General features: G+C 62.1%; 13 protein-coding genes and 1 tRNA gene. 8 read left to right on the top strand and 6 right to left on the bottom strand.

The features are described 5' to 3' along the window. Position 1 precedes the first annotated feature (1 nt). Complete coding sequence (gene phrB / locus ASF66_RS13015; protein WP_056844133.1) at positions 2-1,423, top strand: deoxyribodipyrimidine photo-lyase; 1,422 nt, start codon at positions 2-4, stop codon at positions 1,421-1,423. Between the two features lie 73 nt (positions 1,424-1,496). On the opposite strand, the gene ASF66_RS13010 is transcribed toward phrB, so the two are convergent. From ASF66_RS13010 to hemA, 6 genes are all read right to left on the bottom strand, one after another. Next, positions 1,497-2,015 (bottom strand): acyloxyacyl hydrolase, encoded by a 519-nt coding sequence (locus ASF66_RS13010; protein WP_049861191.1) that lies wholly within the window; start codon positions 2,013-2,015, stop codon positions 1,497-1,499. A 116-nt stretch (positions 2,016-2,131) separates the two neighbouring features. Continuing rightward, positions 2,132-2,923: a glutamate racemase gene (murI, locus tag ASF66_RS13005; RefSeq protein WP_049861190.1), complete on the bottom strand. Its 792-nt coding sequence runs from the start codon at positions 2,921-2,923 to the stop codon at positions 2,132-2,134. Next, a complete protein-coding gene (locus ASF66_RS13000) occupies positions 2,916-3,671 on the bottom strand; it encodes a molybdopterin-synthase adenylyltransferase MoeB (protein WP_056844132.1) in 756 nt (251 codons plus the stop codon). Before ASF66_RS13000 ends, murI begins: the two co-directional genes overlap by 8 nt. Next, a complete protein-coding gene (gene prmC, locus ASF66_RS12995) occupies positions 3,665-4,495 on the bottom strand; it encodes a peptide chain release factor N(5)-glutamine methyltransferase (protein ID WP_056844131.1) in 831 nt (276 codons plus the stop codon). Before prmC ends, ASF66_RS13000 begins: the two co-directional genes overlap by 7 nt. A gap of 3 nt (positions 4,496-4,498) precedes the next feature. Next, a complete protein-coding gene (prfA, locus tag ASF66_RS12990) occupies positions 4,499-5,581 on the bottom strand; it encodes a peptide chain release factor 1 (RefSeq protein ID WP_049861187.1) in 1,083 nt (360 codons plus the stop codon). After that, positions 5,578-6,855 carry a glutamyl-tRNA reductase gene (gene hemA, locus ASF66_RS12985; RefSeq protein WP_049861186.1) on the bottom strand — a complete coding sequence of 426 codons (1,278 nt, stop codon included), beginning with the start codon at positions 6,853-6,855 and terminating at the stop codon, positions 5,578-5,580. The genes prfA and hemA overlap by 4 nt, the downstream gene beginning before the upstream one ends. A gap of 164 nt (positions 6,856-7,019) precedes the next feature. On the opposite strand from hemA, the gene ASF66_RS12980 reads away from it, so the two are divergent. From ASF66_RS12980 to pth, 7 genes are all read left to right on the top strand, one after another. Then, positions 7,020-8,747, top strand: a complete 1,728-nt coding sequence (locus ASF66_RS12980; RefSeq protein ID WP_056844130.1) for a tetratricopeptide repeat protein — start codon at positions 7,020-7,022, stop codon at positions 8,745-8,747. Between the two features lie 27 nt (positions 8,748-8,774). Beyond that, complete coding sequence (gene lolB, locus ASF66_RS12975; RefSeq protein ID WP_414704845.1) at positions 8,775-9,386, top strand: lipoprotein insertase outer membrane protein LolB; 612 nt, start codon at positions 8,775-8,777, stop codon at positions 9,384-9,386. Between the two features lie 19 nt (positions 9,387-9,405). Further along, complete coding sequence (ispE, locus tag ASF66_RS12970) at positions 9,406-10,251, top strand: 4-(cytidine 5'-diphospho)-2-C-methyl-D-erythritol kinase (protein ID WP_056844291.1); 846 nt, start codon at positions 9,406-9,408, stop codon at positions 10,249-10,251. 39 nt (positions 10,252-10,290) lie between these two features. Continuing rightward, positions 10,291-10,365 (top strand) — tRNA-Gln (locus ASF66_RS12965). Between the two features lie 47 nt (positions 10,366-10,412). Continuing rightward, a complete protein-coding gene (locus ASF66_RS12960) occupies positions 10,413-11,354 on the top strand; it encodes a ribose-phosphate pyrophosphokinase (RefSeq protein ID WP_043192909.1) in 942 nt (313 codons plus the stop codon). A gap of 138 nt (positions 11,355-11,492) precedes the next feature. Continuing rightward, the gene (locus tag ASF66_RS12955; protein ID WP_049861183.1) at positions 11,493-12,098 is read left to right on the top strand and encodes a 50S ribosomal protein L25/general stress protein Ctc; all 606 of its coding nucleotides are present in this window, start codon (positions 11,493-11,495) and stop codon (positions 12,096-12,098) included. A gap of 73 nt (positions 12,099-12,171) precedes the next feature. Further along, positions 12,172-12,756, top strand: a complete 585-nt coding sequence (gene pth, locus ASF66_RS12950) for an aminoacyl-tRNA hydrolase (protein ID WP_043192904.1) — start codon at positions 12,172-12,174, stop codon at positions 12,754-12,756.

The following is a 12,756-nucleotide window of genomic DNA, read 5'->3' as shown; positions in this document are numbered from 1 at the left end:
CATGCAACTGATCTGGCTGCGCAGCGACCTGCGAGTGCACGACAACCCCGCCCTGGCGGCCGCCTGCGAGCAGGGCCCAACCGTGGCCGTGTTCCTGTTGAGCCCCAAGCAATGGCTGGAACACGATGACTCGCCGAACAAGGTCGATTTCTGGCTGCGCAATCTCAAGGAACTGAGTGCCAGCCTCAAGGCCTTGCACATTCCACTGCTGCTGCGTGAGGCAGATACCTGGGACAAGGCGCCCAAGGTGATTGCCGCGCTGTGCGCCGAGCACAAGATCGAAGCCGTGCACTGCAACGACGAATTCGGCGTTAATGAAAACCGCCGCGACGAAGCAGTGGAAGCCGCCTTGGCCAAGGCAGACATCCCCCTGCACCGCTACCTCGATCAAGCATTGTTTACACCGGGCAGCGTGCTGACCAAAGGCGGCACCTACTTCCAGGTCTTCAGCCAGTTCCGCAAGGTCTGCTACGAACGCCTGCATCAGTCCGTCCCGGCGCTGGCAAAAAAGCCTCGCGCGCAGAAGCCGGTGCACATCGCCGCAGACAAGGTTCCCGACCAGGTCAAAGGGTTCGCCACGCCCGACGAAGCACTGCGCAAGCGGTGGCCTGCCGGTGAAAAGGAAGCGCACAAGCGCCTGGACACCTTCACCGACCAACCGATCGAAGACTACAAGGTCGAGCGTGATCTACCGGCCCACCCTGGGACCAGCCAGATCTCGGCGTACCTGACCTCAGGCGTGGTTTCCCCGCGCCAGTGTCTGCATGCGGCGCTCAACAGCAACCGTGGCGAGTTCGAGAGCGGCAACGTCGGCGCCGTGACCTGGATCGGCGAGCTGATCTGGCGCGAGTTCTACCGGCACATCATGGTCGGCTATCCGCGAGTGTCGATGCACCGGCCGTTCCGCGAAGAGTACGCCGCCCTGCCCTGGCGCAATGCGCCCAGTGAGTTGCAGGCGTGGAAGGAAGGCCGCACAGGCATTCCCATCGTCGATGCGGCCATGCGCCAGCTGGTGACCACCGGCTGGATGCATAACCGCTTGCGCATGATCACGGCGATGTTCCTCAGCAAGAACCTGCTGATCGACTGGCGTGAAGGCGAGCGTTTCTTCATGCAGCACCTGATCGATGGCGACCTGTGCTCCAACAACGGCGGCTGGCAATGGAGCGCGTCCACGGGAACCGATTCGGTGCCGTATTTCCGGATCTTCAATCCGGTGAGCCAGTCGCAACGGTTCGATGAGCAAGGCGTGTTTCTCAAGCAGTGGCTGCCCGAGCTGGAAGGACTGGATCGCAAGCAGGTCCATGCACCGACCGCCGACGCACTCAAGCAGAGCGGCTATCCCCACCCGATCGTGGACCTGAAGCAAGGACGTGAACGCGCCCTGGCGGCGTTCAAGAATCTGCCACGCAAAGCCAAATAGAAAAAGGTACTGGAAGACGATCGCGGGCAGAGGACCCTGCCCGCGCGACGGCCAATGCTGGCCGAGAAAAAGCTTACAGCGGCATGCGGTAGTTCAGGGTGTAGGCTTCGATACCATCGTTCGGCTCTTTGATGCCGGCGTTGGAGTAGTGGATCGCTCTCACGCCCAGCTCGTGACCGCCGCCGAAGCGCACGCCGAAGCCGATACGGTCTTCGAAGTTGAACGAGGAGCCCAGCTTGTTGCCTTCGATCTGAGTGTGAGCGAAAGCCGCGACGCCGATGCCGGCCTCGATGTAGGGCTTGATCGAACCACCGCCGAACTCGTAGACGAACACCGGAGCGAACGACAGGCTGTGGTTATCCTTGAAGTCCTTGCCATCCCAGTAGGTATAGCCAGCGTCCCAGTAGCCGGTCAGGCGACCGACGTCGGTCTGGAACCAGCTCTTGTCCCAATTGGATTGCAGACCAATGCGGTAGACCTGGGACGATTCGCCCGTCTCACCTGCAGAAAACGATAGGTCAGCCGCGTTCGCGGTTACCGATTGCCCCAACATCAAGGCTGCAAGCGCAGCCAAACTGAACAGTCTCTTCATGAGAAACATCCTACCGAATGCAGTTGTAAGAATTTTTGTCGAAAAAATGGACAAGCTATAGAAACCGGAGTTGGAACGTAAGTTCAGCGTTACACATCGATTTTTTCACATTTTTTTTACAACGTGAATCTTTGCACATTGTCAGAAAAATTCCACAGCTTCGGTAGGACATTTCGGAAAATATCTACGGACCCGCTCGTCCAGAACTGTGCAGGTCGTGCCGGGCCCTTGGCCAGAACTGCCCCGCTGCTCAATAACCGTTGCAGTTGGCGAGCCACAGCGGCCCCGGTATCGACCAGCACCACGTCGGCCGGGACCAGGGTGGCCAGCAACGGCTTGAGGAAGGGGTAATGGGTGCAGCCCAGAATGAGCGTATCGCAACCCGCTGCGAGCAGCGGCTGCACATAGCCTTGCAGCAGCAGGCGCAGTTCCGGGCTGTGCAGATCGCCGGTTTCGATCAGCTCTACCAACCCAGGGCAAGGCTGGGTGATGACCTGAACTTCGTTGGCAAAGCGATCGAGCAGTGCCACGAATTTGGCGCTGCGCAGGGTACCGGTGGTCGCCAGCACACCGACGATACCGCTGCGAGTGGCCGCAGCCGCAGGCTTGACCGCCGGCTCCATGCCCACGATCGGCCAGTCGGGATAGCGTTGGCGCAGATCGGCCACGGCAGCGACCGTGGCCGTGTTGCAGGCCAGCACCAAGGCCTTCGCGTCTTGTTCGCGAAAAAATTGCGCGACCTGGACACAACGCTCGCGAATGAATTCCGGAGATTTCTCGCCATAGGGCATGTGGCCGGTATCGGCGACGTACAGCAACGACTCATCGGGCAACAGTCGCTCGATTTCACCCAGCACCGACAAGCCGCCGACACCGGAATCGAACACACCGACCGGTGCTTCAGACATGCCGTGCGCTGCAGACCGGGCATTTGGGGTCGCGCCTGACCCGCATTTCGCGGAAATGCGTGCCCAGGGCATCGATCAACAGCAGCCGACCGACCAGCACATCGCCGAACTGTGCCAGCAGCTTCAAGGCTTCCAACGCCTGCAGGCTGCCGACCAGGCCCACCAATGGGCCAACTACGCCGGCTTCGCTGCAGGTCAGCTCGGCATCGCTGCCTGCACCGTACAGACAGTGGTAGCAAGGGCTCTCCGGACGCCGCGGATCGAACACCGACAATTGCCCTTCCAGGCGGATCGCGGCGCCACTGACCAGCGGCTTGCCGGCCGCGAAGCAGGCCGCGTTCACCGCCTGACGCGTGGCAAAGTTGTCGGAGCAGTCGAGCACCAGGTCGACGGCGGCCACGGCGGCACTCAGTGAATCTTCATCCAATGCGTTGCGATGCGCGATCAGATCGATCTCCGGGTTGATCGCACTCAACCGGGCGATGGCCGAATCGACCTTGCTCACGCCGACCGAGGCGCTGTCGTGCAGGACCTGACGTTGCAGGTTGGTCACATCGACCGTATCGAAGTCCGCCAGGTGCAGCTCGCCGACGCCTGCAGCGGCCAGGTACATCGCCACCGGCGAACCCAACCCGCCCAGACCGACGATCAACGCGCGACTGTTCTTGAGCCTCAACTGACCCTCGATATCGACTTGCGCCAACAGCACCTGCCGGCTGTAGCGCAGCAGTTCCTGGTCGGTCAGCACAGCAACCGCCCGAGCGTGATGCGCTCGTGGCCGCCGAGATCGACGCGGCTTTCGATCTGCTCGAAATCATGCTGCGCCAGCAGCTCACGCACCACCGGCGCCTGGTCGTAGCCATGCTCCAGCAACAGCCAGCCGCCCGGCTGCAGGTGTCCCGGTGCCTGACTGATGATCAGGCGCAGATCGTCGAGGCCATCCTCTCCGGCCACCAGCGCGCTGGCAGGCTCGAAGCGCACGTCACCGGCACTCAGATGCGGGTCGGCGCTGGCGATGTACGGCGGGTTGCTGACGATCAGATCGAAACGCTCGCCTTGCAGGGCGCTGAACCAGTGGCTCTCCAGTACCCGAGCATTGCCCAGGTTCAGACGCACCCGGTTGCGCTCGGCCAACGCCACCGCGTCGGCGACACGGTCGACGGCAGTGATCTGCCAGGCACCGCATTCGGACGCCAGGGCCAGGGCGATTGCCCCGGTACCGGTGCCCAGGTCGAGCACCCGCGCCGAACGAGGCGGCAGCAACTGCAGCGCAGCTTCCACCAACAGCTCGGTTTCGGGACGCGGGATCAGCGTGTGCGCAGCCACTTCCAGGTCGAGTTTCCAGAAACCCTGTTGGCCGAGGATGTAGGCAACTGGCTCGCCCGCCTGGCGACGACGCATGAACTCAGCGAACGCATGAGCGGCTTCGCTGGGCACGATACGCTCGGGCCAGGTGTGCAGGTAGCTGCGCGACTTGCCCAGCGCGGCGGCCAGCAACAGTTCGATATCCAGGCGCGCGGTCGGTGATTCCGGCAGTTCGGCAGCGCGCAACAGGCTGGCAATGATGGTCATGTTCTATTCACCCAACGCGGCCAACTGATCGGCCTGGTATTCAGCCAGAAGCGGCTCTATCACTGCATCGACTCCGCCGGCCAAAACTTCATCCAGGCAGTACAGGGTCAGGTTGACGCGATGGTCGGTCACCCGGCCCTGCGGAAAATTGTAGGTGCGGATGCGCTCGGAACGATCGCCCGACCCCACCAGCAGCTTGCGCTCGCTGGCGATGGCATTGGCCGCGGCACTGCTCTGCATGTCGTTGAGCTTGGCCGACAGCCAGCTCATGGCACGGGCGCGGTTCTTGTGCTGCGAACGTTCTTCCTGGCACTCCACCACGATGCCGGTCGGCAAGTGGGTGATGCGGATGGCCGAGTCGGTCTTGTTGACGTGCTGGCCACCAGCGCCGGAGGAACGGTAGGTGTCCACGCGCAGGTCGGCCGGATTGATCTCGATGGCAACCTGCTCATCCGGCTCGGGCAACACGGCGACCGTGCAGGCCGAGGTATGAATGCGACCCTGGGATTCGGTTTCCGGCACGCGCTGGACGCGGTGCGCCCCCGACTCGAACTTCAACTTGCCATAGACGCTCTCGCCTTCGACCCGGGCAATGACCTCCTTGTAGCCGCCATGCTCGCCTTCGTTTTCGGAAAGAATCTCCAGACGCCAGCCGCGACGTTCCGCATAGCGCGAATACATGCGGAACAGATCGCCGGAAAAGATCGCCGCTTCATCGCCACCGGTGCCGGCGCGGATTTCGAGGAAGACATTGCGCCCGTCGTTGGGGTCCTTGGGCAGGAGCATGCGTTGCAAGGCGCTTTCCAGTTGCACCAACTGCTCGCGGGCCTCGCGCACTTCCTCGGCGGCCATTTCGCGCATGTCCGGGTCGCTGTCCTTGAGCAGCGCCTGCGCGCCTTCAAGGTCCGCCATCACCTTGGACCACTGCTGGTAGCCCAGCACCACCGGTTCAAGTTCGGCATATTCTCTGGAATAGGCGCGGAAACGGGTTTGCTCGGAAATGACTTCAGCGTCGCCCAGCAAGGCGGTCAGTTCCTCGAATCGATCCTGGATCGTGTCCAGCTTGTTGAGCAGTGACGCTTTCATTGCGGCGGTTTATCCGTTGAGCCCTCATTGAGGGCAAAGAGTTCCTGGGCCATGGCCAGCGCATCGACGCGGCCTTCGGCGGAGAGCTTTTTCATGTGCACGCTGGGGGCGTGCAGCAACTTGTTGGTCAGGCCCCGCGCCAGTTGCGCGAGCACCTCTTCGGCATTGCCGCCGTTGGCCAGCAGGCGCATGGCTTTCTGCAATTCTTCGTCGCGCAGGCGTTCGCCTTGCTGGCGATAGGCCTTGAGCACATCCACGGCGGCCAGCTCGCGCAGGCGCAGCATGAAGTCGTCGGCGCCCACGCTCACCAGCTCTTCGGCCGCCTGAGCGGCACCCTGGCGGGTCTTCAGGTTCTCGGCAACCACTTCGTGCAGGTCGTCGACCGTATAAAGGTAGACGTCATCCAACTCGCCGACCTCGGGCTCGATATCGCGTGGTACGGCAATATCGACCATGAAGATCGGTTTGTGTCGGCGCAGCTTGAGCGCACTTTCGACCGCACCCTTGCCCAGAATCGGCAGCTGGCTGGCCGTGGAGCTGATGACGATGTCGCTGTTGACCAGCTCCTGCGGAATGTCGGACAGCAGCACCGCATGGGCGCCGAACTGCGCGGCCAGGGTGCTCGCCCGTTCCAACGTCCGGTTGGCGACCACGATGCGCTTGACCCCCTGTTCGTGCAGGTGGCGTGCGACCAGAGTAATGGTTTCGCCCGCGCCGATCAGCAACGCCTGGCTGCGCGCCAGGTCGCTGAAGATCTGCTTGGCCAGGCTCACGGCGGCGAAGGCCACCGACACCGGGTTTTCGCCGATGGCGGTGTCGGTGCGCACCTGCTTGGCAGCGCTGAAGGTGGCCTGGAACAGGCGCCCCAGCAGCGGCCCGATGGTGCCGGCCTCGCGGGCCACGGCGTAGGCGGATTTCATCTGCCCCAGAATCTGCGGTTCGCCCAGCACCAGCGAATCGAGCCCGGAAGCCACCCGCATCATGTGACGAACAGCCGCATCCTCTTCATGCACATAGGCGCTCGCGCGCAGCTCGTCGACGCTCAAACGGTGGTATTCGGCCAGCCAGCGCAGCACGGCATCGGCGGCCAGGTGATCCTGTTCGATGTACAGTTCGCTGCGATTGCAGGTCGAGAGGATCGCAGCCTCACGGCTGTCGGTCAGTCGGCAAAGCTGCTGCAGGGCCTCTACCAGCTGCTCCGGGGTAAACGCCACGCGCTCACGCACGTCTACCGAAGCAGTCTTGTGGTTGATACCGAGGGCGAGAAAGGCCATTCAAGGTCGCTGATGATGTCGAGGAGCCGGTAATTGTCCTACTTCGTCCGTTCCAGAACAACCACCGCTATCTATTGTCCTAATAGGCAACCTCGAGTTATGGGTTTGACCTGTGGCTTGTGTCATGATGATCCGACCGCAGGTAAGCCGCCAAAATCCCCTCTATGAATAGAACCTCCACGTTGCTCCTCGCCTTCGCCTTGCTGCAGGGCTGCCAGTCCTGGCCAGCCAGAGAGCAAGCGACTCCGGTCCCCGTGGCGCAGCCGGCGCCCACGCCGGACGAGACGCCCAAGGTCTACGGCTCGTTCAGCGAGGAAACCGTGTTCAGCCTGCTCAGCGCGGAACTGGCCGGCCAGCGCGACCGTTTCGATCTTGCCTTGGGCAACTACGTCACCCAGGCCCGCAAGACCCAGGACCCGGGCATTTCCGAGCGCGCCTTCCGCATCGCCGAGTACCTGGGCGCCGATCAACCGGCGCTGGAAACCGCCTTGCTGTGGGCCAAGAATGCGCCCACCGACCTGGACGCCCAGCGCGCTGCCGCGATTCAACTGGCACGCAATGGCAAGTACGACGAGTCGCTGGTGTACATGGAAAAAGTCCTGCAGGGCCAGGGCGATACCCATTTCGACTTTCTCGCGCTGTCGGCCGCCGACACCGACGAGAGCACCCGGCGTGGCCTGCTTCAGAGCTTCGAGCGCCTGCTGGGCAAATATCCTGGCAACGGCCAGCTGATCTTCGGCAAGGCCTTGTTGATGCAACAGGACGGCAACACCGAGGGCGCCCTGACCCTGCTGGAAGACAACCCGCCGCAGGAAGGCGAAATCGCCCCGATCCTGCTCCGCGCCCGCCTGCTGGCCGCGCTCGATCGTGGCAGCGAAGCGATGCCGCTGCTGGAAAAGAACCTCAAGAAGATCCCCGACGACAAGCGCCTGCGCCTCACCTATGCCCGCATGCTGGTCGAGCAGAACCGCATGGACGATGCCAAGGTGCAGTTCGCCATACTCGTCCAGCAATACCCTGACGATGACGAACTGCGTTACTCGCTGGCGCTGGTCTGTCTGGAAGGCAAGGCGTGGGACGAAGCCTACAACTACCTGCAACAGCTGTTGGAACGTGGCAGTCACGTCGATTCCGCGCACCTGAACCTGGGCCGCATCGCCGAAGAGCGCAGTGATCCGCAGGCCGCGCTCGAGGAGTATGCACAGGTCGGCGTGGGCACCGACTACCTGCCCGCGCAGCTGCGCCAGGCCGACATCCTCATTGCCAACGGCCGCGCCGACGAAGCTTCACGGCGCCTGGCCGCAGCGCGTGATGCCCAGCCCGACTACGCCATCCAGCTGTACCTGATCGAAGCCGAAACCCTGTCGAACAACGACAAGGATCAGTCCGCCTGGCTGGTGCTGCAGAACGCTCTCAAGAAGAACCCCGACGATCCGAATCTGCTGTACACCCGCTCGATGCTGGCCGAGAAGCGCAACGACCTGGTGCAGATGGAGAAGGACCTGCGGGCCATTCTGGCACGCGAGCCGGACAACGCCATGGCGCTCAACGCCCTGGGCTACACGCTGTCGGATCGCACCACCCGCTTCGAAGAAGCCCGCGCGCTGATCGAGCGGGCGCACCAGATCAACCCGGAAGATCCGGCCGTGCTCGACAGCCTGGGCTGGGTCAACTATCGGCTGGGCAACCTCGACGCTGCCGAAGGCTATCTGCGCAGCGCGCTCGAACGCTTTCCCGATCATGAGGTGGCAGCCCACCTGGGCGAAGTGCTGTGGGCCAACGGCAAACAGCGCGAGGCCCGCCGCATATGGGGCAAAGCCCTGCAAGAACAACCCGACAGTCCTATCCTGCGCAGCACCATCCTGCGCCTGACCGGTTCAGAGAATCTTTAATCCATGTCTGTTCGTCCTACCTCCTACATGCGTCACCTGCTGGTTGCCACGTTCATCGCCGTACTCACCGGCTGCGCCGGCATGGGCTCCCACGAAGCGTTGCAAGGCCAGGGCAACCCCCAGCAGTGGCAGGCGCACAAGCAACAGCTGACCCAGCTCGACGGCTGGGAAATCAACGGCAAGATCGGCATCCGCGCGCCCAAGGACTCCGGTTCCGGCACGCTGTACTGGCTGCAGCGCCAGGACTATTACGACATCCGCCTGTCTGGCCCATTGGGCCGCGGGGCAGCGCGTCTGACCGGACGTCCGGGCGATGTCAGCCTGGAAGTGGCCAATCAGGGCCGCTATCAGGCGACCACTCCCGAAGAATTGCTGGAACAGCAACTGGGCTGGAAGCTGCCGGTATCGCACCTGTCCTGGTGGGTTCGCGGCCTGCCGGCTCCTGACAGCAAGAGCCAACTGACCCTGGACGGCAACAGCCGCCTGGCGGGCCTGGCGCAGGACGGCTGGACGGTCGAGTACCTGAGCTACGCCGAACAGAACGGCTATTGGCTGCCCGAGCGCATCAAGCTGCATGGCCAGGATCTGGACGTGACCCTGGTGGTCAAGGATTGGCAGCCGCGCCGGTTGGGACAGTGACGTGAGCGAAGGTCTTTCCATGAATCCCGTGCTGACCCTGCCCGCTCCTGCCAAGCTCAACCTGATGCTGCACATTCTGGGCCGTCGCCCGGACGGCTATCACGAGTTGCAGACCCTGTTCCAATTTCTGGACCACGGCGACGAACTGGACTTCTCCCTGCGCAGCGACGGCGTCGTGCATCTGCATACCGAAATAGCCGACGTGCCCCACGACGGCAACCTCATCGTCAAGGCTGCGCGCCAGTTGCAGGCGCTGACCGGCACAACCCTGGGCGCGGACATCTGGCTGCGTAAGGTGTTGCCCATGGGCGGTGGCATTGGTGGCGGCAGCTCGGATGCCGCCACTACGCTTCTGGCCCTGAACCACCTGTGGCAGACCGGCTGCAGCGAAGATCAGCTTGCCCAGCTGGGTCTCGCCTTGGGCGCCGATGTGCCGGTATTCGTCCGTGGCCGCGCAGCCTTCGCCGAGGGCGTGGGCGAGAAACTCACTCCGGTAGAGCTGCCCGAACCCTGGTTTCTCGTGCTGGTGCCGCAAGTCTCTGTTAGTACAGCGGAAATTTTTTCCGATCCGTTGTTGACACGTGACTCGGCGCCCATTAAAGTGCGCCCCGTTCTTGAGGGAAACAGTCGTAATGACTGCCAGCCAGTAGTAGAGCGCCGTTACCCAGATGTACGTAACGCACTGAATTTGCTCAACAAATTCACTGAAGCTCGGCTAACAGGCACTGGAAGTTGTGTGTTTGGGGCCTTCCCAAGCAAAGCGGAAGCTGATAGAGTTTCGCACCTTCTTGCAGACACCCTTTCAGGGTTCGTAGCCAAGGGAAGCAACGTTTCGATGTTGCATCGCAAGCTGCAAAGTCTGTAACAGGAAACGAGTGCTGGGCACTCGGAGGTTTCAAGCTACAGGGGCGTCGCCAAGCGGTAAGGCAGCAGGTTTTGATCCTGCCATGCGTTGGTTCGAATCCAGCCGCCCCTGCCATTTTCCTATACTCATCCAGGTATACCCTCAGCCGGCAGGTACTGCGCGTGTCCAAGATGATGGTCTTTGCGGGGAATTCAAACCCCGATCTGGCTCGACGCGTTGTGCGTCAGCTGCATATCCCTCTCGGTGATGTCTCCGTCAGCAAGTTTTCCGATGGTGAAATCAGCACCGAGATCAATGAAAACGTTCGCGGTAAAGACGTCTTCATTATCCAGCCTACATGTGCGCCGACCAACGATAACCTGATGGAACTGGTGCTGATGGCTGATGCCTTCCGCCGCTCCTCGGCTTCGCGAATCACCGCTGTGATCCCCTACTTCGGTTACGCTCGGCAAGACCGCCGTCCGCGCTCTGCCCGTGTGGCAATCAGCGCCAAGGTCGTCGCCGACATGCTGACCGTCGTGGGCATCGACCGTGTACTCACCGTCGACCTTCACGCGGACCAGATTCAGGGCTTCTTCGATATCCCGGTAGATAACATCTACGGCTCCCCGGTTCTGGTGGACGATATCGAAGACCAGCGCTTCGAGAATCTCATGATCGTTTCCCCCGACATTGGTGGCGTCGTGCGTGCACGCGCCGTGGCCAAGTCCCTGGGCGTCGATCTGGGCATCATCGACAAGCGCCGCGAAAAGGCCAATCACTCCGAAGTGATGCACATCATCGGTGATGTCGAAGGTCGCACCTGTATCCTGGTCGACGACATGGTCGATACCGCCGGCACCCTGTGCCATGCGGCCAAGGCCCTGAAAGAACATGGCGCGGCCAAGGTGTTCGCCTATTGCACCCACCCGGTTCTGTCGGGCCGTGCGATCGAGAACATCGAGAAATCCGTGCTGGACGAACTGGTGGTGACCAACACCATCCCGCTGTCCGCAGCCGCACAAGCCTGTGGGCGTATCCGTCAACTGGATATCGCTCCGGTTGTTGCCGAGGCGATGCGTCGCATCAGCAACGAAGAATCGATCAGCGCGATGTTCCGCTGAGGGCCCTGCCCTTTGCAAGCACCGCTCTGACGAAAAGCGCCCCGGCCCGACACTCTTGTCGGGCCGGGGCTTTTTTGCCCGTATCGCCTTGGCGCTGGTCGCAAACGCTGGGCGAACGTGGTTATTTTGGAGAAACACATGAACGATTTTACTTTGAATGCCGAAGCGCGTTCCGACCTGGGGAAAGGTGCGAGCCGCCGCCTGCGTCGTCTCGCCAGCCTGGTTCCAGCTGTTGTCTACGGTGGCGACAAAGCCCCTGAGTCCATCAGCATGCTGGCCAAGGAAGTCACCAAGCTGCTCGAAAACGAGGCTGCCTTCAGCCACGTGATCGAACTGAACATCGGTGGCACCAAGCAGAACGTCCTGATCAAGGCACTGCAGCGTCACCCAGCCAAGGGTCACGTCCTGCACGCTGACTTCGTACGCGTGATCGCCGGCCAGAAACTGACCGCCATCGTGCCTCTGCACTTCATGAACCAGGAACCGGCTGTCAAGAAAGGCGGCGAGATCTCGCACACCGAGACCGAGCTGGAAGTGACCTGCCTGCCGAAAGACCTGCCTGAGTTCATCGAAGTCGACATGGCTGACGCTGAAATCGGCACCATCATCCACCTGTCCGACTTGAAGGCTCCGCAAGGCGTCGAGTTCGTGGCACTGGCTCATGGTACCGACCTGGCAATCGCCAACGTCCACGCTCCGCGTATCGTTGCCGACGAAGAAACCGAAGAAGGCGCTGCCGAGTAATTTCACTCGCACGCCGAGCTCTGGATGACACCTTCGGGTGTCGTCCACGACTCGAAAAGGAAGAGCCCCTGACGTGACCGCCATACAACTGATCGTTGGCCTGGGTAACCCCGGCCCCGAATACGAACAGACCCGGCATAACGCAGGGGCTCTTTTCGTTGAGCGCATCGCCCAGGCCCACCGTGTGAACCTGGTAGCCGATCGCAAGTATTTCGGCCTGACGGCGCGTTTCAGCCATCAGGGCCATGACGTTCGTCTGTTGATCCCCACCACCTACATGAACCGCAGCGGTCAATCCGTCGCGGCGATGGCGAATTTCTTTCGCATACCGCCGCAAGCGATCCTGGTGGCCCACGACGAACTCGACCTGCCCCCCGGCGTCGCCAAGCTCAAACTGGGCGGCGGGCACGGTGGGCACAACGGCCTGCGCGACATCATCGCGCAGCTCGGCAATGACAATGGCTTTCACCGTCTGCGGCTTGGCATCGGCCACCCGGGTGACAGCAAGTTGGTGTCCAATTTCGTTCTTGGCCGCGCCCCGCGCGCCGAACAGGAAAAGCTGGACGCCAGTATCGATTTCGCCCTCGGTGTGCTGCCGGATATCTTCGCCGGCGAGTGGAATCGCGCGATGAAAAACCTGCACAGCCAAAAGGCCTGA

The sequence above is a fragment of the Pseudomonas sp. Leaf129 genome (assembly GCF_001423465.1).
Lineage (GTDB): Bacteria > Pseudomonadota > Gammaproteobacteria > Pseudomonadales > Pseudomonadaceae > Aquipseudomonas > Aquipseudomonas coleopterorum.
The sequence above is the reverse complement of the archived record's forward strand: the minus strand, read 5'-3'. Positions and strand labels throughout refer to the sequence as shown.